Here is a 22,569-nt window from a genome sequence, read left to right as displayed (position 1 = left end):
TTTTACTTTTTATGTATTTTGTATTTAAGCTAAACTTTGCATTTCAACAAGGTTTTTGTAGGTGCCATTTTTTTCAATGAGTTCATTGTGTTTGCCTTGTTCAACAATTTTACCTTTTTTAAGCACTATAATTTCATCGGCGTTTTGAATGGTAGAAAGCCTATGTGCTATTACAATTGATGTTCTGTTTTTCATCATGTTTTCTAAGGCTACTTGCACTAAGCGTTCGCTTTCGGTATCTAAGGCAGATGTTGCTTCATCTAAAACCATTATTGGAGGACTTTTTAAAACGGCTCGTGCTATGCTTAAACGTTGTTTTTGCCCGCCAGAAAGCTTGTTGCCAGAGTCGCCAATATTGGTTTCAATGCCATTGGGTAACTCGCTAACAAATTCCCAGGCGTTTGCCACTTTTAAGGCCTCAATAATCTCAGCATCAGTAGCGGTTTTTTTGCCTATTAAGAGGTTGTTTTTAATGGTGTCATTAAATAAAATAGATTCTTGTGTTACCAAACCAATTAAGCTGCGTAATGATTTTTTTGGCATGTCTTTAATATCAACACCATCAATACTTATGCTACCTTTATTAACATCATAAAATCTAGTAACCAAATTTGCAATGGTACTTTTTCCGCTACCAGATTGCCCAACTAACGCAACAGTTTTACCCTTTTCAATAGATAATGAAAAGTCTTTTAAAACGTATTCGTCTTCGTATTTAAAAGATATATTTTTGAAGCTAATAGTATTTTGAAAATTATCTTTTTTAGTAGTTTTAGGTTTGTCTTCTAAAGGTGATTTTGTGTTTAAAACATCAAGTACACGTTCTGCTGCGGCATTTCCTTTTTTAACACTATAGCTTGCCTTACTTATAGCTTTTGCAGGTGTTAAAATATTATAGGCCAACCCCATATAAACTATAAATAGACCAGCATCTAAAGTTTTATCTATTAAAACCATTTGGCCACCGTACCAAAGTAATACAGATATTACGGAAATACCTAAAAATTCGCTTGTTGGCGACGCTAAATTTTGACGATTTAATAGCTTGTTTGAAAAATTGAAAAACCTGGTAGTAGAGTTTTTAAAACTGTTACTAAATTGTTCTTCTGCATTAAAGCCTTTTATAACTTTTAAACCGCCTAGTGTTTCTTCAATAATAGATAAGAATTTACCTTGTTCTTTTTGAACCTTGTCTGATTTTCTTTTTAAACTTTTACCAACTAATGAAATTAAAAAACCAGAAACAGGAATGAATATAAATACAAATAGTGTGAGTTTTGCACTAATTATAAACATAGTGATAATGGTGAAAATTATCATTAGTGGTTCTCTAACAATAAGTTCTAAAATTGATAAAAAAGAATGCTGAATTTCTTGAACGTCATTAGAAATTCTTGCCATTGTATCACCTTTTCTCTTTTCGGAAAAATATGAAAGAGGAAGGTTAATTATTTTATTATAAAGTGCGTTTCTTAAATCTTTTAAAACGCCATTGCGTAAAAATGTAATAAAATACATGGCTAAGTAATTAAAAATGTTTTTTAGTAAAAACATACTAATTACTAGTATTACCATAAAAATTAAAACATCATCATTACCTTGATTTGCTTTTTGAGTAACAAAATAATTTAAGTAACTCTCTGCATATTCTTTAGCATTTGCAATGCCACTCCAAATAGGTTTAGTTTCTAACCGCTTTGTTTTGTCAAATAAAACATTTAGCATTGGAAATAACGAAACCATTGCTAAAGTGCCAAAAAGGGCGTAGAATATGTTAGATATTATGTTTAGTATTGCATAAGCCTTGTAGGGCTTAGCAAAAGCAATTATCTGTTTAAAATAGTGCATTAAATAAGCTTCATGTCTTTTAAAATAGCATCTAATTTATCGTCTAAAGTATTTTCAATATTCTTAAATTCTGAAATAGATTTTAGAGAGGTGTTGGCACTTACATAAAATTTAATTTTAGGCTCTGTACCACTTGGTCTTAATGCTATTTGTGTACCATTTTCTGTGTAGTAAATTAATACGTTAGATTTTGGTACGTCAATATCTGTTTCTTCACCAGTTAGCGTGTGTTTTGCTTTTGATGTTTGGTAATCTTCAATAAGCACTACTTTTTCGCCGTTTATTTCTTTTAAGGGGTTGTTTCTGGCATCAACCATCATTTGTTTAATTTCTTCAGCGCCTTCAATACCTTTTTTGGTTAATGATACTAGTTTTTCTTTGTAAAAACCGTGTTCTACATAAAGTTTTAATAAATCTTCAAAAAATGAGCTGCCATTTGCTTTAGCGTGTGCTGCAATTTCAACAGCTAAAAGGGTAGAGGTTACGGCATCTTTATCGCGCACAAAATCACCCACCATAAAGCCAAAACTTTCTTCGCCACCGCCAATAAAATCTAACTCAGGGAAATCTTTTATAAGTTTAGCAATCCATTTAAAGCCCGTTAAAACTATTTTGTTTTCAACGTTATAGCTTTTGGCAATTGTTGAAAGCATTGGGGTAGATACAATGGTGGTTGCAATAAACTCGTTGCCTTTAATTTTGTTTTCGTTTTTCCAGAGTTTTAAAAGGAAATCGGTCATCATTACCATAGTTTGGTTTCCGTTTAAAAGCACCAATTCATTATCGGTATTTCTTACGGCTACACCAAGCCTGTCACAATCTGGGTCTGTACCAATTACAATATCTGCATTTACTTTATTGGCTAATTCTAAAGCCATTTTTAAAGCAGCAGGTTCTTCTGGGTTTGGCGATTTTACCGTTGGAAAGTTTCCGTTAGGTTCTCTTTGTTCTTCAACAATATGTACATTTTTATAACCAGCACGTTTTAAAGTTTCAGGAACAGCGGTAATTGATGTACCGTGAAGTGATGTGAAAACAATGCTTAAGTTATCTTTTGCTTGCTGTGTTAGGTTTAAACTACCGTTTTTTACTGAAGCATCAATAAATACGTCATCAATATCTTTACCTATATAATTAATGAGGTTTTCATTGGCTTCAAATTTTATGTCTTCGTATTTTAAAGCATTTATTTCATTTATTACAGCGCCATCTTGTGGTGGTACTAATTGCCCACCATCTTGCCAGTACACTTTATATCCGTTATATTCTGGCGGATTGTGAGACGCTGTTAAAACAATACCACAATGGCAGTTTAAGTGTTTTACAGCAAATGAAAGTTCTGGGGTAGGGCGTAAATCTTCAAATAAATATACTTCAATGCCATTTGCCGAAAATACATCGGCTACAACTTTAGCTAATGTTTTGCTGTTATTTCTACAATCATAAGCAATAACAGTTTTTATGTTTTCACCAGGAAAAGATTCTTTTAAATAATTACTTAAACCCTGTGTGCTTTTGCCTAAGGTGTATTTGTTTATTCTATTTGTGCCAATGCCCATAACACCACGCATGCCACCGGTACCAAATTCTAAATCTTTGTAAAAGCTTTCTTGAATATCTTTAGGGTTGTTCGCAATACTATCTTTAATAAATTGTTGGGTTTCTTCATCAAAAGTTGATGTTAACCAAGTGTTTATTCTGTCTAAAATTTTTGGTTCAATTTGAATCATGGCGTGGATAAATTTTTATGGTACAAAAATAGTTAAATGATTAAAAAATACGGCTATAAATGCAAGGTTGTTATAAATTTAGTTTGTCTTTTATTAAGTAGCGTTTTTTGTCTTGGGTTGAGCGTAGTACAATTTCGCCTAAAAAGCCAGCAACAAAAAATTGAGTACCAATTATCATGGTTGAAAGGGCTATATAAAATTGCGGACGATCTGTTATTAAACGGCCTGTGGGGTTTAAAAACAATTTATCTATACCCAAATACATTGAAAAACCTAAGCCAATTATAAACATAATAACACCTAAGGCGCCAAATAAATGCATGGGTTGTTTGCCAAACCTTGAAATAAACCAAATGGTTATTAAATCTAAAAAGCCATTTATAAAACGGTTCATGCCAAATTTGGTTTCGCCATATTTTCTAGCTTGGTGAATTACTATTTTTTCACCTATGTTGGCAAAACCAGCGTTTTTTGATAGTACGGGTATATAGCGATGCATTTCGCCGTTAACATCAATATTTTTTACAACAGTTTGTTTGTAGGCTTTAAGGCCGCAGTTAAAATCGTTTAGTTTTACACCCGATGTTTTTCTGGCAGCCCAATTAAATAGTTTTGATGGTAGATTTTTTGCTAAAATAGAATCAAAACGTTTCTTTTTCCAGCCAGATACTAAATCATATCCATCATTAATAATCATGTTGTAAAGTCCGGGTATTTCATCTGGGCTATCTTGCAAATCGGCATCCATGGTTATCACAACATCGCCTTGGCTTTTTTCAAAACCAGCGTGTAATGCCTGTGATTTTCCAAAGTTTTTTAAAAACCTAATACCTTTAACATTGGTGTTTTCTAAAGATAAACTTTTAATTACTTGCCAAGAATTGTCTGTGCTACCATCATCAATAAAAATGATTTCATATGAAAAACGATTGGATTGCATAATTTGCGCAATCCAATCATGTAATTCTTTTAAAGATTCTTGTTCGTTAAGTAGTGGTATAACTACAGATATATTCATTTAAAAAATTTGAAAACTTAAGATAGCCTCAAAAATAGTGAAATTATCTGGCCTCTGGATTATTTTTTTTCATAACTGCAGCAACTAGCAGCCCAATAATACTTAAAGGTAGTAAGTAATTTACAAATAATGATATTATTGAGTTTTTTAAAGAAAACATGTTGTCTGATTCTATTTTCTCAACCATTTCTGCAATTTTCTCAGGGGCAAAATTCATACTTTTATAAACACGCGCAATTTTTTCAAGCGATTTTTCTTTTAATAAAGCAGCAGCTTCAACATCAACAAAATTAAATAGTATAAATGATACTAAGGTAACAATGCCAAAACCTATTAGTATTGTTATAAAATACGTTGTAAAAGCTTCTTTAAAACTAATAAAACCGTTTAAAAGTTTTTTTACGTTAATAATAGCAACAATGGCTAAAGCAATGGCAATGATGTAAAATGATACACCAAATAGTGTGTTTAAAAACAGCTCAACGTTAATTATGTAGGCGCCAAGAGTAAGCATTGTTAAAGCAATACCCAAATAAAGCCCAAAATTTACCGCTACAGATTTAAATGATTTTTCCATTATATTTTTGTAATTTTAAAGTTGATTTAAAGCGTTAGTGCATAAAAGTAATGAATAGTTACAAAAAAAGTTTAAATAAAATTTAAAAAAAGTGTTGTTCAATTATAAAAAATGATTAAATTTGCACCTCGAAAAATTAAGGACTTTAAAAGTTTAAAGCGATGAAAAAAGGTATACATCCAGAAAATTATAGAATAGTAGCGTTTAAAGATATGTCTAATGATGATGTTTTTTTAACAAAATCTACTGCTGATACTAATGAAACTCTAGAGGTTGATGGTGTTGAGTATCCACTAATAAAAATGGAAATTTCAAGAACATCGCATCCTTACTACACTGGTAAATCTAAATTAGTAGATACAGCAGGACGTATTGATAAATTTAAAACTAAATACGCTAAGTTTAAAAAATAAACTTAACTATATAATAATATTTGTGAGCCTTTCTGAATAAGAAAGGCTTTTTTGTTTTATACTTTTAAATTACATTTGATATTGAAAACGTTGTTAAAGCAAAACGTTTAAAATTAAACTTCAAACTAAAAAAATGAACTATATTCTTTTTGATGGGCCTTTTAGAAATAATTTACTACCATTTACCTACACGCGCCCTGTAGCCGATATTAGAGTTGGTATTTTAACCATTAGAGAAAAATGGGAAACGTTTTTAAATACTACCACAACAACAGTTACTGAAGATTATTTGTCTGAAAAATATCCAATGGTAGAAATGGATGAAAATATAATGATTAATGCATCCTATTTACCAAATTTAGAGTTGGTTGAAATGGTGTTAAACTTACAAGAAAATCAGGCTATTTTTAAAGATGAAGATGTAATTGCATTTTATACAAAAGAAGCTCAAGAAAATATAGATTTTAAAACATTTGAAGCCATTGAGTTTGAAGATGATTGCTTGAAAATTGAAAATACTTGGGATATTTTTTCAAAAAATGGAGAAGCAACACAAGAAGATTTTAATCTTATTACAAAGAATAGAAAATCGCAGCCAATTCCTGCCACTGTTAATACACTAAATGCCGAAAATATTTTTATTGAAAAAGGAGCAAAATTAAATTTTGCGACCCTAAACGCTAGTTCTGGCCCAATATACATAGGTAAAAATGCCGAAATTATGGAAGGAACAGTAGTACGTGGGCCATTAGCTTTATGCGAAAATGCTACATTAAAATTAGCAACAAAAATTTATGGACCAACTACGGTTGGACCACATAGTAAAGTAGGTGGTGAAGTTAATAATTCCGTTATTTTTGGATATTCAAACAAGGGGCATGATGGGTTTTTAGGAAACTCTGTTTTGGGTGAATGGTGTAATTTAGGTGCAGATACCAATAACTCTAACCTTAAAAATAATTACGCCGAAGTTAGACTATGGGATTATAAAACAGAAGGTTTTGCAAAAACAGGCTTACAATTTTGTGGTTTAATGATGGGAGACCATAGTAAATGTGGTATTAACACCATGTTTAACACAGGTACTGTAGTTGGTGTTAGTGCTAATATTTTTGGTAGCGGTTTCCCTAGAAATTTTGTGCCAAGTTTTAGTTGGGGTGGAAGTAGTGGTTTTACAACCTATTTAACCAAAAAAGCTTTTGAAGTTGCTAAAGTAGTTATGGCAAGACGTAAAATAGACTTTACAGAATTAGATAAAAAAATACTAGAACATGTTTTTGAAGAAACTAAAAAATACCGTAGAACATAACACTAAATAACATGTTTCTTAGTTGTTAACCATTGATTTGTATGTATTTAAACGAATAGTTTTAGTTTTGCTTTTTATAATTTATAATATTATTTATTTTAGTAAACTATACAAAAACTAATTAATGCTGTCTCTCTTTAAAAACAGAAAACGTGTTTTTATAATATTTTGTAGTATACTTTTAATAGATATTATTATAAAATCTATTGAAGAAACTTCATTGTTAAGGGTTATAACCAAATCGGGATTAATTCTCACATTATTCTTTTATTGCTATAACAATACCCAGTACCAAAAAAAACGTCATTTTATATATGTTACAATAGCGTTATTATTTTTTTGGGCTGGAGATATTTTAATGTTATTTTATAAAATACCACATTTATACGATGCAGCGGTAATATGTTTTACACTAGCCAAAATATGCTATATATTAAGGTTAATTACAAATACCGACTTTAGGTTTTCTAAAATTTTACCTTATTTATCAATTTTGTTTCTTTACATGGTGCTTATTTTTTCATTAATGTACAGTAACTTTAATGACCAATGGTTTTATTTAGCCATGACTTATTTGTTTGTAGGAGTAAATGTATTTTTATTTACGCTATTAAGAAAAAATGCCGTTAACAGGTCTAGTTATTTGTGGGTTTTATATGGTGTACTGGCTTCTATTGTATCAGATAGTCTTATATCTTTATCTTCTTTTTCGTCAGTAATTATTCCTTTTAACCCATTGCTTATGATGCTGTTTTATGGTATTTCACAATTATTAATTATTACAGGTTTTGTTGAAGAAGGTAAAAAACAATATGTAAAACCACTTTTTGAAAGTAAATTTTAATTGCTTACGGCTTTTTTTACAAACCGTAAATCTATCATGTTAATGGGGTTAATGCCTAAGCCGTCAACATTTTTTCTTGTAAAACGTATGACTTCATCATAATATAGCGGCACCATAATAGCATTATCCATAGCAATAGAATCTATAGTTTTGTAAATATGTTTACGCTCACTAATATTACTTATTGTAAAGGCTTTGTTGTATAGGCTATCAATAGTTTTGTTTTTAAAGTGAAAATAATTTGAACCGTTAGGCGCAAAATTTTTGCTGTAGAAAATAGATAGGTAGTTTTCGGCATCTAAATAATCGGCAATCCATGAGCTTCTAAACATATCTACTTTACCGTTTGAGCGTGCACTACGTAATGCGGCTTCGGGCATAACATCAACATTAATTTTTAAACCAGCTTTTTCAAGTTCGCGTTGAATAAATTCACAAAAGCTTAAATAATTACTTGTTGTTACTAATGTAATTTCAGGGTTTTCAATACCTGTTTCGTTTTTAAACTGTGTAATTAATTGTTTGGCTTTTTTAGGGTTGTAGTTATAACCAGATTGTTTACTGTGGCCAGCTAAACCTAAAGGAATAAAACCACCATTCGCAGGGTTTCCAACACCGTTGTTTAAGTAAAGCATCATTTTTTTTCTGTCAAAACCATAATTAATGGCCTTTCTTATGAGTTTAGATTGAATTTCAGGTGTTTCAGAATCTAAATAAAAACCCAAGTATTCTGTGTTTAAATACGGGCCACGAATCATATTCACCGTTGTTTCATATTTTGTTCTTAAAGTACCATTGCTGGTTAAAAGCTCATCTTTGTATGATGCATCTAAACCCGATATAAAATCTATATTACCTTGCGCAAATTGTAAAAATTCGCTTTGCTTATCGGGTAAAAACGTAAGCGCAACAGCTTCTAAATAGGGTAATTTATTTCCAAGACTATCTTTTTCAAAATATAAATTGTTTTTTCGTAGCACCAATTTTATGTTTTCTTCCCAACGTTTAAATTTAAAAGGGCCTGTGCCAATGGGGTTTGCTCTAAAATTGTTGCCATAATGTTCAACAATTTCTTTTGGCACTACAGAGCAGTATTTCATGGTAAGCAAACCAATAAATGCAGGAAAAGGTTGTTTTAGTTGTATTTGAAAAACGGTGTCGTTTATGGCTTTAAAATTATCTACTTTATTTAATACCCAACTGCCGGGAGCCGCTATTTTTTCATCTCTTAGGCGGTTTAAGCTGTATTCAAAATCTGAAGCTTTTACGGTCCTGGTTGAATCTTTACCAAATAGCAAATGTTTATGAAAATAAACATCGTTTCTTAAATAGAACGTATAGGTTTTTGCATTTTTAGAAATGGTCCAACTTTTTGCAATACAAGGTTTTATATTAAGTTCATCATCTAGCTGAACCAAGCCATTGTACAACTGATTGTTTATAGAGTTATCTTGTAGCGTTCTAGAAAAAGCAGGGTCTAGCGTGTTAATATTAGCATATTCATTGTACCTAAAAACAAGATGATCTTTGTTTGTTTTTTCATTATTAGTACAAGAAAATAAAAAAATAATAATACAACTAATTGAAAAATAGTTTGTTAATTGGTTTGTTATAGGTTTTATCATATAACTTATTAGTTGTAAATTTGCAATCTTTTAGTTGTAAAGATAATTTTAAATAGAACCTGATACAAGTTAAGGGCACAAATATAATGAACAAAAAAGTGGCATTTTACACATTAGGCTGTAAGCTTAATTTTTCTGAAACATCAACCATTGCAAGAAATTTTAATAATGAAGGTTTTGAAAGGGTAGATTTTTCTGAAAAAGCAGATATTTATGTAATTAACACATGTTCTGTTACTGAAAATGCCGATAAACGCTTTAAAACCATTGTAAAGCAAGCACAAAAAACTAATGAAAAAGCATTTATAGCCGCTCTTGGCTGTTATGCCCAATTAAAACCACAAGAGTTAGCCGATGTAAATGGCGTAGATTTGGTGCTTGGTGCTACCGAGAAATTTAAAATTACAGATTATCTGAACGATCTAAGTAAAAACGATTTTGGCGAAGTACACTCTTGCGAAATTGAAGAAGCCGATTTTTACGTGGGCTCATACTCTATTGGAGATAGAACGCGTGCTTTTTTAAAGGTGCAAGATGGCTGCGATTATAAATGTACCTACTGTACAATTCCTTTAGCACGTGGTATTTCACGAAGTGATACCATGGAAAATGTGCTAAAAAACGCCCGAGAAATTTCTGCTAAAAACATTAAAGAAATTGTTTTAACGGGTGTTAATATAGGCGATTATGGTAAAGGTGAATTTGGCAATAAAAAACATGAGCATACATTTCTAGATTTAGTTACAGAGCTTGATAAAGTTGAAGGTATTGAGCGTTTACGTATTTCATCTATTGAACCTAATTTGCTTAAAAATGAAACTATAGATTTGGTTTCAAAATCTAGAGCATTTGTACCACATTTTCATGTGCCTTTACAAAGTGGAAATAATGAAATTTTAAAAAAAATGAAGCGCCGTTACATGCGTGAATTGTATGTTGATAGGGTAGCTAAAATAAAAGAAGTTATGCCACATGCCTGTATTGGTGTTGATGTTATTGTTGGTTTTCCTGGTGAAACTGATGCTCATTTTTTAGAAACATATAACTTTTTAAATGAATTAGATATTTCATATTTACATGTGTTTACGTATTCTGAACGAGATAATACTGAAGCAGCAGCTATGGGCGGTGTAGTGCCAAAAAACATACGCAGTAAACGCAGTAAAATGCTACGTGGCTTATCAGTTAAAAAACGTCGTGCCTTTTACGAAAGCCAAATAGGAACTACAAGAACAGTGCTTTTTGAAAGCGAAAATAAAGAAGGTTATATTCATGGCTTTACAGAAAATTACGTGAAGGTAAAAACACCGTGGAATCCTGCTTTGGTTAATACGTTGCATCAAGTTGAGTTAACCGAAATAGATGCAGATGGTTTGGTGCGTTTTAATTTTACTAAAGTATTAGCCTAAATTTTAAACTTAAATTTATAACGCTTAAACAGATTTGTTTGTTTTCATTACATGCTTAATGTTACATTTGAATTGAAAATATTAAGTTTCAAAAAAAAAATGACATATTGGTCTAAAATAGTATTAATTGGTTTTTTTTTAACATTATCGTGTTCAAAAGATAATGTAGATGAAAACACTACTATCTATGGTACTTGGCAAAATATATCAACCATAAACCAAAGTACACACACCTTAAAATTAATTTTTGGAACACATGGTGCATCGGCAAAAATAAATGTTGTTGAAGATGCTGAAGGACATATTATTTCAAACTTTCAAGACAATAAAAGCTGGAAAAATACTAATGGTGTTATTGAAATTGTATTAGCAAGCGGAGAAACTGAAGTATATACTGTAAACACACAAAACCAATTAGTGGCTAATAATCAAACTAATATCATATTGAATAAAATTTCAAATGATTATTCGCTTTTAGAAAATAATTAAAAAAACCGCTAAAATTAAGTGAATACTCAATGTAGCGGTTTTAATTTTTTTTAAATGAAACTTAAATTCTAACACCAACAGGTAACATACGCTTGTATTTTCGGTTACTTCTCACAAATTTTGCAATTTCCGGACTTGTTGGTACAATGCTTAAGTTTCTTTCCTGAATTAACTCAAAAACAGCTTCTAAAAACTCTTTTTTAAAATCGTCATCACTAATTGTTTCAGGAATAATAAGTTTTGTTAAAAATATTTTACGCTCTTGTAAAGAATATTCAATTTTAGCTAACTTGTCATCAACTTTTAATTCAAATTGGCGTAAAAAATCATTGTCTATTAATTCAGCAGCATCAACCATTTGTATATTTGTTTTAATTTAAGCGAGGAATAAAATACGTAAACGATTTACTACGTTTACTTTAAAGTGCAAAAGTACGAAAAAAAAACCATATATTAAATATTTAGTAAAGTTAATAGCCTATGAGTCAAGAGTTAATACACATATACTTAATGCCGGGTATGGCCGCTAGTTCGTTAATTTTTGAATATATAGATTTGCCCCAAGATACTTTTAAATTGCATTATTTAGAATGGGAAATACCCTTAACTGATGAATCCTTAGGTAGTTATGCTTTAAGAATGACAAAAAAAATAGAACACCAAAACCCAGTTTTATTAGGTGTTTCCTTTGGTGGTGTGCTTGTGCAAGAAATGAGCAAACACATTAAGGTAAAAAAAGTAATTATAGTTTCTAGTGTTAAAAGTAGGCAAGAAATACCAATACACATGCAATTAGCCAAAACCACAGGTGTTTACAAGCTGCTACCAACACATTTAGCAAGTAAAATTGATATTTTAGAAAAATACGCTTTTGGCAAAGGCTTTACTAAACGTTTAAAACTGTACAAAAAATACTTAGCGGTTAGTGATAATACATATTTAGATTGGGCAATAAAAGAAATGGTAAGTTGGAACCAAGAAAAACCTCAAGAAAATATAATTCATATTCATGGAGATAATGATGCCGTTTTTCCTATTAAAAGCATAAACCATTGTATTACAATACCCAAAGGAACGCATATTATGATTATAAATAAATACCGATGGTTTAACACACATTTACCCAATATTATTTTAAAAGATTAATGCTTTTTTAGTAATTTTAAGCAAAACTTTTAAATGATGAAGACAGCAGAACGCATTTTAGCGTGTGTAGGATTGTTAAGTTTATGTTTTATATTTATTTATGCCCTACAAGACGCACCTACCGATGAAAATTTTGAAAAAAAATTAATAAACGACTATAATGTTTATGCATTACAAGTGCCTGAAAACTTAAATTTTGCAGGTGAACAAATGCCTTTAAGCAATCCAGATATTTTAGAACGTATGGATAGAGAGCTTTTAGTTAACACCTATTGGCAATCTAACGGGTTATTAATGTTTAAACGTGCTAAAAAATACTTTCCAATAATTGAACCTATTTTAGCTAAACATGGCGTGCCAGATGATTTTAAATATTTAGCCGTTATTGAAAGCGGATTAACAAACGCCGTGTCACCAGCAGGCGCAAGAGGTGTTTGGCAAATTATGAAAGCTACCGGTAGAGAAAATGGTTTAGAAGTTAACACCAATGTTGATGAACGATACCATTTAGAAAAAGCAACCAAAGTAGCTTGTAAATATTTAATTAGAGCTAAAGAAAATTTAGGCTCATGGACACTAGCTGCAGCTGCATACAACGCTGGTACCGCAGGTGTTTCTCGAAGATTAAGAGAACAAAATGTTACAGATTATTATGATTTATTACTTGGAGAAGAAACCGGCCGATATTTATTTAGAATAGTAGCCTTAAAAGAAATTTTATCAAACCCAGGTAAATACGGTTTTAATTTTAGAGAAAAAGATTTATACACTAATATTCCAACTTATAAAGTAGAAGTTGATACTGCTGTAACAGATTTTTCAAAGTTTGCCGAAAAATTTGGTATAAACTATAAAATTTTAAAGTTGCACAACCCTTGGCTTCGCGAAAAGCATTTAAATAATAAATCTAGAAAACTTTATCACATAGATATTCCTAAAGAAGGCTACTACCAATAATATGTTAGAATACCTAAAACACAATTGGTGGAGTATTCTAATTATTGTTAATTATGTAATTGCAGCATCGGCAGTAATAACAATTATACTTAAAAATTTAAACCCAACAAAAACACTATCCTACATTGTAGTTTTAGTGTTTTTTCCGTTTTTAGGACTTATTGTTTACTATTTATTTGGACAAGAATACCGAAAAAACAAAATTTTCAGCAAAAAAGGAATAGTAAATAAAAATGTAATAAAAACAGTTAATAAAGAATTAGAATTAAGCCGAAATCAATTTAATGAAATTGAAAATTATTTAGATGAAAAAGTTAAATTAGTAAAGCTGTTGCATAACAATGAAAATGAACTTTTAACCCTAAATAATGATGTTGAAATTTTAAGAAATGGTAATGATAAGTTTAAAAAGTTATTAAACGATATTAAGCAAGCAAAAGATCATGTACATCTAGAATATTATATTGTTAAAGATGATGCTATTGGTAGTGAATTGCTTAATTTATTATGTGAAAAAGCAAAAACAGGAACCACTGTAAGATTAAGTTATGATGATGTAGGGAGCAAAATTTCAAAAAAAATGAAGCAACAGTTAACAAATGCTGGTGTTAATCATTTTCCTTTTATGCCTGTTTTATTTTCTGCGTTAACAGGTAAAATGAATTACAGAAATCATAGAAAAATAGCCATTATTGATGGTGAAATAGGTTATGTTGGTGGTATTAATGTAGGCGATGAATACATAAATAACGGCAATAAATTTTGGCGCGATACCCATTTAAGAATTATTGGTGATGCTGTAAAATCACTACAAATACATTTTTTATCTACTTGGAAATTTGTTTCAAACGAAATTATAACACATTACAAACCTTTTTTTCCTGAAACAAAAGCATTAAACACCAAAATAGCATTACAAATTGCAGGTAGTGGCCCAGATACAGACTGGGCAAATATTATGGAATTAGCAATTACTGCCATAATTACAGCTAAACAATATGTGTACATTACAACACCTTATTTTGTGCCTAATGACGAAATGATTGCTGCCATACAAATAGCGGCTAAAAGTGGTGTTGATGTGCGGTTAATAATTCCAGAAAAGTCAGATTCTTGGGTGGTTAAGCATGCCTCGAATTCATTTTTAGAAGCTTTGTTAAAAGCCAATGTAAAAGTTTTTAAGTATCATAAAGGTTTTGTGCATGCTAAAACTATTGTTATTGATGATATTTTTGCTATGGTAGGCACATCAAATATGGATTACAGAAGTTTCAATATTAATTTCGAAATAAATTCTCTTATTTATAATATTGAAAAAAGTAAAGAACTAAAAGCACACTTTTTAGAAGATTTAAAACATAGCAACCAGGTAGATTACAAAGCACATTCAAATCGTTCTAAATTTGAGAAATTAAAAGAATCGTATTGCAGGCTATGGTCGCCCTTAATTTAATTAGTTTTTTTCTTCTTTTTCTTTTTGTTAAGTTTATTTATCCAAATAATTGTGCCCGTAACGGGTAAACTTGTTCCAATTAAGCAGGCTAAAAAGTATATTATTTTTGTAGTTGTTCCAAAAATTTCACCTGTATGAATAGGTTTGATTAGTGATGCTATTTTTACATTTAACGGTTTGTTTTTAAAAATATCAACAGCTAAAACATTTCCAGATTGGTCTATGTAAACCTTATCGGTTGTTACAGGAGACCAATTATTAGCATTAGTTTTTCTAAATGCATAATAATTATTTTTCTTGTTTGGAAATGAAACACTAAGCTTTCCGTTATAGTTAAGTGTTTTATTGGCAATGTTTATGGCTTTATCAACAGAAATAATGTTTTTAGTTGTATTGTTTAACTCTATTTTGAGTGTAGATCTATTAAAAATTTTAGTGCCAATTAAATTGCCTAAACCGTTACGGTAACCTTCAAAAGACCAGCATAAACCAGTAATTCCCATTATAACAATAAAAATGCAAGCGTAAAAACCTAATGTGTTATGCAAATCGTGGTTAATGCGTTTCCAATTTGCATTGGTTTTAATTTTAAATCCGGGTTTAAAGTTTTTCCATTTTAATTTCCTTGGAAACCATAAAATAATACCAGAAATAGATAGTATTAAAAATATTATGGTAGCAATACCTACAATGGGTCTTCCTATTTTTGAGTCTAATAACAACCATCGGTGTAGCTTAAACATGCTAAATAAAAAGGCGTCGGCGCTTGTTTTTTCAACCGTTTGTAGCTCGCCAGAGTAGGGGTTTACTAGCATAGAGCTACCGCGTCTTTCTTTCATGCTTTTTTTTACTGTAAATGTATATGCTTCATGAGTGTTGTTGGGTATACTCAAGCCTGTTACAAAACCGTTATTACTATTTTTTACAATGTTAATTAGTTCTGTTACAGTTTTTTTGTTTTCGGTTTCATTAATTTCAATTTCATTAGAAAACAAATGTTTTATTTCGTGTTCAAAAGCTAAAATAGTACCGCTAAAGCAAACTAAAAATATAATAATGCCACTACCAATACCCAACCAAAGGTGTATATCATTTATTAGTTTTCTAAAAGTATAGGTGTTTTTTTTCATATGTATTAGTGTGCTTTTATTTGTTGGCAAATCTAATTTTAAAAAATAAATTCACAAAATTTATTTAGACTAATTATAAATAAATATATTTTTACTAATTAAAGTTCAAGTTTAAACCAAAAAAAAAGCAAAGCTTAAAGCTTCACTTTTAATGTTGTTATGTAATGAGGTATTATCTGCTACGTCTTTTTTGTGATCTTAAAGATCCGCCCGCACCATAATGTTGGTTAGGGCCAACGGCACGTTTCATGTTTTGTTTCATCATTTTAATTTGATCTGTTAACATACCGTGTTTATCAAGTGTTTGAGCTTCACTTAATAATTTTTGTGCTTCTTGTTTTCTACGTTTAGAAAAAGCAATACCAGCAAGGTTTAATTTAGCCATGGCTAAATCATGCTTCATAGATAGGCCTAAAGACACTGCTTTTTTAAAATATTTTTCAGAGTCGTTCATATTATCTTGCATAGTCATTAAACCATGTAAATAATTATAGTAGCCTTGTTGTTTTTTTACTAAAGCGGCTTCTGGATTTTTAATTTTATCAAGCCATTTTTTTGCGCCATCAAAATCTTGCTTACGCAATCTTAAAAAAGAAAGTAAAATAAATTCATTTTTAAAGTACAGAAAAATAAAAATACCCGATAGTAATATAAGTGCTATACCGTTACCTATATAACCTTCAATAAATTGATAAATGGCGTAAGCTATAATTCCTGCTGCTATAATTAGCTTTATAATTTTGTTGTACATATTTATTTTAAATATTTATTATGGGTATATTTGCCCATATTTACTAGGGTTTTGTTTTAAAATGCAAAGAAACTAAAATTTTCTATAAAAAATATTATTAAAATAAGTTTGTGAAATAAAAAACTGTTGTATATTTGCACTCGGTTTTGCGGAAAGGTCAAAGCCATATATTAAAATTACATTTCAGATATTTAAAGATATAAGACAATGAGTAAAAGAACGTTTCAACCATCAAAAAGAAAGAGAAGAAACAAACACGGTTTCAGAGAAAGAATGGCTACTGCTAATGGTAGAAAAGTACTTGCCCGTAGAAGAGCTAAGGGTAGAAAGAAATTGTCTGTTTCATCTGAGTCTAGACATAAAAAATAATGATTAACAATTGTTTATAAATTAAAGGTGTTGCTTAAGTGTAACGCCTTTTTTTATGTTTTCTAATTACTAATTTTGTAACTAACTTTTTTTAACAAGAATACTTTATAAAAATGCCAAAAAATCCAAATTTAAAATCTATTCTAATTATTGGTTCGGGTCCTATTATTATTGGGCAAGCGTGTGAGTTTGATTATTCTGGTTCACAGGCATTAAGGTCTTTAAGAGAAGACGGTATTGAAACCATTTTAATTAATTCAAACCCAGCAACAATAATGACAGATCCTTCAATGGCAGATCATGTGTATTTGTTGCCGCTTAACACCAAATCTATAATTAAGATTCTAAAAGAACACCCACAAATTGATGCCGTTTTGCCAACTATGGGTGGGCAAACTGCATTAAACCTTGCCATTGAAGCCGATGAAAAAGGTATTTGGGAAGACTTTGGTGTAGAATTAATAGGTGTTAATATTGATGCTATTAATATAACAGAAGACAGAGAACAGTTTAGAGAGCTTATGGGTAAAATTGGAATTCCAATGGCACCACAAGCTACAGCAACATCATTTTTAAAAGGAAAAGAAATAGCGCAAGAATTTGGGTTTCCTTTATGTATACGCTCATCATTTACATTAGGTGGCGCAGGTGCAGCTATAGTTTATGAAGAAAAAGACTTTGATAAATTACTACGTAATGGCTTAGAAATTTCGCCAATTCATGAAGTAATGATTGATAAAGCCTTATTAGGCTGGAAAGAATACGAGCTTGAGTTGCTAAGAGATTCAAATGGTAACGTAGTTATTATTTGTTCTATTGAAAACATGGACCCAATGGGTATTCATACAGGTGATTCTATAACAGTAGCACCAGCCATGACTTTAAGCGATAGAACCTACCAAAAAATGCGCGATATGGCTATACATATGATGCGTAGTATTGGCGATTTTGCAGGTGGTTGTAACGTACAATTTGCAGTTTCACCAGATGAAAACGAAGATATTATTGCTATTGAAATTAATCCGCGTGTATCACGTTCATCAGCCTTAGCAAGTAAAGCAACCGGTTATCCAATTGCAAAAATTGCGGCTAAATTAGCGCTAGGGTATAGTTTAGATGAATTAAGTAACCAAATTACAAAATCAACTTCTGCATTATTCGAGCCTACTTTAGATTATGTAATTGTGAAAATACCACGTTGGAATTTTGATAAGTTTGAAGGATCAGACCGTACATTAGGACTTCAAATGAAAGCCGTAGGTGAAGTTATGGGTATTGGGCGTTCTTTTCAAGAAGCGCTTCATAAAGCAACGCAATCTTTAGAAATTAAACGTAATGGTTTAGGTGCCGATGGTAAAGAAAATACCAATTACGAACAAATAATTGAAAAATTAACACATGCCTCTTGGGATCGTGTTTTTATCATTTACGATGCCATTAAAATGGGTATTCCGTTAAGTAGAATTCACGAAATTACCAGAATTGACATGTGGTTCTTAAAACAATATGAAGAATTGTATTTCTTAGAAAAAGAAATTTCAACCTTCAATATTAACACCATTGAAAAACCACTTTTATTAGAAGCGAAGCAAAAAGGTTACGGAGATAGGCAAATAGCCCATATGCTTGGGTGTTTAGAAAGCGAAGTTTATAGCAAGCGTGAAGCGTTAAATATAAACAGAGTTTACAAACTTGTTGATACTTGTGCGGCAGAGTTTGAAGCCAAAACACCATATTACTATTCAACATTTGAAAGTGATATGCAAACAGCTAATGGCGAGCGTTTTTCACATAACGAAAGTGTTGTAACAGATAAAAAGAAAATAATTGTTTTAGGCTCAGGACCAAACCGTATTGGGCAAGGTATTGAGTTTGATTATTGTTGTGTACATGGGGTTTTAGCTGCAGCAGAATGTGGTTATGAAACTATTATGATTAACTGTAACCCAGAAACAGTTTCAACCGATTTTGATACAGCCGATAAGTTATATTTTGAACCTGTTTTCTGGGAACATATTTATGATATAATTAAGCATGAAAAACCAGAAGGTGTAATTGTACAGTTAGGTGGGCAAACAGCTTTAAAACTCGCTGAGAAATTAGATCGTTACGGTATTAAAATAATAGGTACAAGTTATAAAGCTTTAGATTTAGCCGAAGATAGAGGAAGTTTCTCTACATTATTAAAAGAGAATAATATTCCTTACCCGCAATTTGATACGGCAGAAACTGCCGATGAAGCCTTAGCCGTTGCTAAAGAATTAGATTTCCCAATTCTTGTTAGACCATCTTACGTTTTAGGCGGTCAGGGCATGAAAATTGTAATTAATGAAAAAGAATTAGAAGAGCACGTGGTAAGTCTTTTAAATAAAATTCCTAATAATAAGTTGTTATTAGATCATTATTTAGAAGGAGCAATAGAAGCTGAAGCAGATGCAATTTGTGATGGAGAAGATGTTTATATTATTGGTATAATGGAACATATTGAACCTTGTGGAGTGCATTCAGGTGATAGTAATTCTACATTGCCACCATTTAACCTTGGTGAATATGTAATGCAACAAATAAAAGATCATACTAAAAAAATTGCATTAGCACTAAATACAGTAGGTTTAATAAACATACAGTTTGCAATTAAAGATGATAAAGTTTATATTATTGAAGCAAACCCTAGAGCTTCTAGAACAGTACCATTTATAGCCAAAGCATACGGAGAGCCTTATGTAAACTATGCCACTAAATTGATGCTAGGAGAAAAGAAAGTAAAAGACTTTACGTTTAATCCTCAATTAGAAGGTTATGCTATAAAGCAACCAGTTTTCTCATTTAATAAGTTCCCTAATGTTGATAAAACTTTAGGCCCTGAAATGAAAAGTACAGGTGAAAGCATATTATTTATTGATAGCTTAAAAGATGATGCGTTTTACGATTTATATTCAAGACGAAAAATGTACTTAAGTAAGTAATAACAAAACGTTTATTTACAAAAAGCCGCTAAAATTAAAATTTAGCGGCTTTTTTTATAAGATAATTTATAGGTATATTATTATATTATTCTCTAAAAATGCTTGTTGTACCATTGCATGTCCATAGCGTTTCCCCATTGTCAAAAGCAGAGAAAGTATTGGTGCCTGTAAAGCTATTTGTGTCTTCAGAATATGTGTAAGTGCCTACAAATTCGCGTGTGCTTCCAGACGGTAAAGTGTATACGGTTTCTAGAGTCAATTCGTTGTCAATTAATTCGTAATACGAACTTGTTAGATATCCTGGTTCTGTAAATTCAACAGTGTTATTATCAAGAAATATAAAATCGAAAGAAGGGCCTTCTTCTAAGTCAAAACCGTTTGAACATGTTTCTCCGTGTCTTTGAAACTCCCACGAGCCAATAAGAATTTCATCTTCAAGTTTATTCTCAGAGTCGTCTGAAGAGCAAGAAAATAACAACAAAGCTAATGTAGTAAGTAGAAATATTTTTTTGTATGTATTAAAAATCATTTTAGTCTATTTAAAGTTATAATTTATAAATTCATCATTACGTTATGTTGTTTCAAAATGTCTAAATAATCATCAAGTTCAAACTCTGAAGCTTTAAATTTTGAACTTCTCTTTTTAGCCTGTTCTTGTCTGGCAATGCTTCGTGCAAAACGTCTTACGCTTTCAACACTATCAATAATAAGCCCAGGTACTTTGGCGTTGTTTCCGTTTTCATCTTTTGCAACCATTGTAAAATATGATGAATTACAATGTTTTACTACGCCTGTTTGAATGTTTTCTGCTTCAACCCTTAAACCCACAACCATTGATGTTCTTCCGGTGTAATTTACAGATGCTTTTAAGGTTACTAGTTCGCCTACTTCAATAGGATTTAAAAAATCTACTCTGTTAACAGATGCTGTAACACAATAATGTCTTGAATGTTTTGATGCGCATGCAAATGCAATTTGATCCATTAAATTTAAAATATGCCCACCGTGAATTTTTCCACTAAAATTTGAGTGCGATGGCAGCATAAGTTCTGTAATTGTTACTTGCGATTCTTTTGGGTGTTTAAACATGTTTAAGCTATTAAATTGAAAAGTATTCCTGTTATTATGGCTATGCCAAAGCTTATTAGTGTGCCTATTAAAATGTACTCTGTTAATTGTCTGTCTTTTGAATCTCTTAAATCTTTAAACCTGAAAACAGATTTGGCCGTAATTAAAAAGCCAACAGCTTCCCAATGGTTTGATATTATAAAAATAAACACCAACAAGCGTTCTAAAATACCAATATATTTACCAGCATCTTCTAAAGAATCTTCACTTTTAAAAAGTTCTGAAATATTCCACTTTAAAAAAATAGTTTTCATAATTACTGATGCCGGAATTGTTAAAAATAACAAACAGGTTACCAACAAAATATTAGTTTCATTAAATAAAATAGCGGTATTTATAACTTTTTTTGTAGCTATTATATATGCAAAAACAATAACTATTATATGACACAATTGATCTAAAAAAAATAAAATGCGTTTGTTTTTTTCATTTTGAAGTATGAGTTTTAACGCATCAATTATAAAATGTGATATTCCAATTAAAAGTAATATATGCCATAAATTAATATTCCATAATAGTATTGCTGTTATTATAATATGAATTAAAACATGTATGTAAAGCTTGCCAGATTTTAGTTTTTTTTGTTCTTTTTCAGCTACCCATTTTGATGGTTGCAGAAAAAAATCGGCAATAATGTGTGCTAAAATTAGTTTTACTAAAAGCATCATAGTGTAGCAATTTTTTGTTTAAACATTTGGTTTAATTCTAAAATATTATCTAAAGCAGCTCTTTTTTGGCGTTTGCTTATAGCATCTTGTTTGGTGCCTATTTTTTCGGCGAGTTCTTTTTGTAGCGCATTAGGGTTTTCAATGGAAAGTTTTACTATTTCGGCAGAATTAGTAGTCCAATTATCCATGGTGGTTAAAGCCAATTTAAAATATAGATTTAGCTCAGTATTTAAGGTTTTGTTACTGGTTTTAATTTGAAGGTTTTGTTTTTCCTTCTTTAAAAGTTCTAATGTTTCACCAGAAAAAATAAAAGCTTCGCCGTTAGATTCTGTTACCATTTTGCCATTAAATGTTTTTTTGCCAATACCAATGGCAATTCTAACATCAAGATTTTTTAAGGTTTTTATACAGGCTTTTATGTATATAGCTGCTAAAAAACTGTCTTCTATTTTAGGAATTTCAATTTGAAAACTATCTCCGCGGTAAATATCCCACTGTGCGTTATTTGAATTTAATTTTACTAATGCGTCTTTTAAAACACTCATCCAAACATCAGGGGTTGTGCCTCTAGATTTTATAATATCACCTGTAATTACACTTGTCATAAACAACAGCTGTTTTAATTCCATATTTAAGGAATAATTATAAATATTCCATATTTAAGGAATAATTAAATATATTCCATATTTAAGGAATTTTAAATATATAGTATTTTTTTGTGATATTCAACAAAATCATG

22 protein-coding genes are annotated in these 22,569 nt (G+C 30.7%); 10 read left to right on the top strand and 12 right to left on the bottom strand.

Features of this window, described 5'->3' with window-relative positions; translation table 11 throughout:
• Window positions 1-24: 24 nt before the first annotated feature.
• From ACXAG4_RS07530 to ACXAG4_RS07515, 4 genes are all read right to left on the bottom strand, one after another.
• A complete protein-coding gene (locus tag ACXAG4_RS07530) occupies window positions 25-1,848 on the bottom strand; it encodes an ABC transporter ATP-binding protein (RefSeq protein ID WP_475295471.1) in 1,824 nt (607 codons plus the stop codon).
• Complete coding sequence (locus ACXAG4_RS07525) at window positions 1,848-3,578, bottom strand: phospho-sugar mutase (RefSeq protein ID WP_475295470.1); 1,731 nt, start codon at window positions 3,576-3,578, stop codon at window positions 1,848-1,850. Before ACXAG4_RS07525 ends, ACXAG4_RS07530 begins: the two co-directional genes overlap by 1 nt.
• 70 nt (window positions 3,579-3,648) lie before the next feature.
• A complete protein-coding gene (locus ACXAG4_RS07520) occupies window positions 3,649-4,596 on the bottom strand; it encodes a glycosyltransferase family 2 protein (RefSeq protein WP_475295469.1) in 948 nt (315 codons plus the stop codon).
• A gap of 43 nt (window positions 4,597-4,639) precedes the next feature.
• A complete protein-coding gene (locus ACXAG4_RS07515) occupies window positions 4,640-5,173 on the bottom strand; it encodes a DUF4199 domain-containing protein (RefSeq protein ID WP_475295468.1) in 534 nt (177 codons plus the stop codon).
• A 161-nt stretch (window positions 5,174-5,334) separates the two neighbouring features.
• Between ACXAG4_RS07515 and ACXAG4_RS07510 the strand changes: the two genes are divergently transcribed.
• The 3 genes from ACXAG4_RS07510 to ACXAG4_RS07500 all read left to right on the top strand — a co-directional run bounded on the left by ACXAG4_RS07510 (window position 5,335) and on the right by ACXAG4_RS07500 (window position 7,739).
• Window positions 5,335-5,586 (top strand): type B 50S ribosomal protein L31, encoded by a 252-nt coding sequence (locus ACXAG4_RS07510; RefSeq protein ID WP_147135912.1) that lies wholly within the window; start codon window positions 5,335-5,337, stop codon window positions 5,584-5,586.
• A 133-nt stretch (window positions 5,587-5,719) separates the two neighbouring features.
• Window positions 5,720-6,895, top strand: a complete 1,176-nt coding sequence (locus ACXAG4_RS07505) for a GlmU family protein (protein ID WP_475295467.1) — start codon at window positions 5,720-5,722, stop codon at window positions 6,893-6,895.
• 124 nt (window positions 6,896-7,019) lie between these two features.
• A complete protein-coding gene (locus ACXAG4_RS07500; RefSeq protein ID WP_475295466.1) occupies window positions 7,020-7,739 on the top strand; it encodes a lysoplasmalogenase family protein in 720 nt (239 codons plus the stop codon).
• Here the strand turns inward: ACXAG4_RS07500 and ACXAG4_RS07495 are convergent.
• Complete coding sequence (locus ACXAG4_RS07495) at window positions 7,736-9,364, bottom strand: ABC transporter substrate-binding protein (RefSeq protein ID WP_475295465.1); 1,629 nt, start codon at window positions 9,362-9,364, stop codon at window positions 7,736-7,738. The two genes, ACXAG4_RS07500 and ACXAG4_RS07495, sit on opposite strands and share 4 nt — an antisense overlap.
• A gap of 86 nt (window positions 9,365-9,450) precedes the next feature.
• Between ACXAG4_RS07495 and mtaB the strand changes: the two genes are divergently transcribed.
• Both mtaB and ACXAG4_RS07485 read left to right on the top strand, forming a co-directional pair.
• On the top strand, window positions 9,451-10,773 hold the full coding sequence (mtaB, locus tag ACXAG4_RS07490; RefSeq protein WP_475295464.1) for a tRNA (N(6)-L-threonylcarbamoyladenosine(37)-C(2))-methylthiotransferase MtaB: 1,323 nt from the start codon (window positions 9,451-9,453) through the stop codon (window positions 10,771-10,773).
• A 99-nt stretch (window positions 10,774-10,872) separates the two neighbouring features.
• Window positions 10,873-11,262 (top strand): hypothetical protein, encoded by a 390-nt coding sequence (locus ACXAG4_RS07485; RefSeq protein WP_475295463.1) that lies wholly within the window; start codon window positions 10,873-10,875, stop codon window positions 11,260-11,262.
• Window positions 11,263-11,323: 61 nt separating this feature from the next.
• On the opposite strand, the gene ACXAG4_RS07480 is transcribed toward ACXAG4_RS07485, so the two are convergent.
• Window positions 11,324-11,620 carry an N-acetyltransferase gene (locus ACXAG4_RS07480; protein WP_475295462.1) on the bottom strand — a complete coding sequence of 99 codons (297 nt, stop codon included), beginning with the start codon at window positions 11,618-11,620 and terminating at the stop codon, window positions 11,324-11,326.
• Between the two features lie 122 nt (window positions 11,621-11,742).
• Between ACXAG4_RS07480 and ACXAG4_RS07475 the strand changes: the two genes are divergently transcribed.
• Genes ACXAG4_RS07475 through cls form a run of 3 tightly spaced genes read left to right on the top strand, consistent with a single transcriptional unit; the run spans window position 11,743 to window position 14,818 of the window.
• Entirely contained in the window at window positions 11,743-12,408 is a 666-nt protein-coding gene (locus ACXAG4_RS07475; RefSeq protein WP_475295461.1) for an alpha/beta hydrolase, read from the top strand.
• Window positions 12,409-12,444: 36 nt separating this feature from the next.
• On the top strand, window positions 12,445-13,365 hold the full coding sequence (locus ACXAG4_RS07470) for a lytic transglycosylase domain-containing protein (protein ID WP_475295927.1): 921 nt from the start codon (window positions 12,445-12,447) through the stop codon (window positions 13,363-13,365).
• A gap of 1 nt (window position 13,366) precedes the next feature.
• Complete coding sequence (gene cls / locus ACXAG4_RS07465; protein ID WP_475295460.1) at window positions 13,367-14,818, top strand: cardiolipin synthase; 1,452 nt, start codon at window positions 13,367-13,369, stop codon at window positions 14,816-14,818.
• Here the strand turns inward: cls and ACXAG4_RS07460 are convergent.
• Entirely contained in the window at window positions 14,815-15,948 is a 1,134-nt protein-coding gene (locus tag ACXAG4_RS07460) for a PepSY-associated TM helix domain-containing protein (protein WP_475295459.1), read from the bottom strand. The genes cls and ACXAG4_RS07460 overlap by 4 nt on opposite strands.
• Before the next feature lie 172 nt (window positions 15,949-16,120).
• Entirely contained in the window at window positions 16,121-16,699 is a 579-nt protein-coding gene (locus tag ACXAG4_RS07455) for a tetratricopeptide repeat protein (RefSeq protein ID WP_475295458.1), read from the bottom strand.
• Between the two features lie 207 nt (window positions 16,700-16,906).
• Here ACXAG4_RS07455 and rpmH point away from each other — a divergent pair, with 207 nt between their 5' ends.
• Window positions 16,907-17,068: a 50S ribosomal protein L34 gene (rpmH, locus tag ACXAG4_RS07450; RefSeq protein ID WP_129761309.1), complete on the top strand. Its 162-nt coding sequence runs from the start codon at window positions 16,907-16,909 to the stop codon at window positions 17,066-17,068.
• Window positions 17,069-17,181: 113 nt separating this feature from the next.
• A complete protein-coding gene (gene carB / locus ACXAG4_RS07445) occupies window positions 17,182-20,034 on the top strand; it encodes a carbamoyl-phosphate synthase large subunit (RefSeq protein WP_475295457.1) in 2,853 nt (950 codons plus the stop codon).
• 85 nt (window positions 20,035-20,119) lie between these two features.
• Here carB and ACXAG4_RS07440 read toward each other — a convergent pair whose 3' ends face one another.
• From ACXAG4_RS07440 to ACXAG4_RS07425, 4 genes are read right to left on the bottom strand one after another with little or no spacing between them, the layout of a single operon-like run.
• Window positions 20,120-20,563 carry a hypothetical protein gene (locus ACXAG4_RS07440; RefSeq protein WP_475295456.1) on the bottom strand — a complete coding sequence of 148 codons (444 nt, stop codon included), beginning with the start codon at window positions 20,561-20,563 and terminating at the stop codon, window positions 20,120-20,122.
• 23 nt (window positions 20,564-20,586) lie between these two features.
• Entirely contained in the window at window positions 20,587-21,123 is a 537-nt protein-coding gene (locus ACXAG4_RS07435) for an acyl-CoA thioesterase (RefSeq protein WP_475295455.1), read from the bottom strand.
• Window positions 21,124-21,125: 2 nt separating this feature from the next.
• The gene (locus tag ACXAG4_RS07430; RefSeq protein ID WP_475295454.1) at window positions 21,126-21,830 is read right to left on the bottom strand and encodes a DUF3307 domain-containing protein; all 705 of its coding nucleotides are present in this window, start codon (window positions 21,828-21,830) and stop codon (window positions 21,126-21,128) included.
• Entirely contained in the window at window positions 21,827-22,435 is a 609-nt protein-coding gene (locus ACXAG4_RS07425) for a transcriptional regulator (protein WP_475295453.1), read from the bottom strand. Before ACXAG4_RS07425 ends, ACXAG4_RS07430 begins: the two co-directional genes overlap by 4 nt.
• Window positions 22,436-22,569 lie beyond the last annotated feature (134 nt).

Source organism: Seonamhaeicola sp. ABD4_175, from assembly GCF_056160885.1.
Note: the sequence above shows the minus strand (reverse complement) of the source record. Positions and strands in the feature narration are given on the sequence as shown.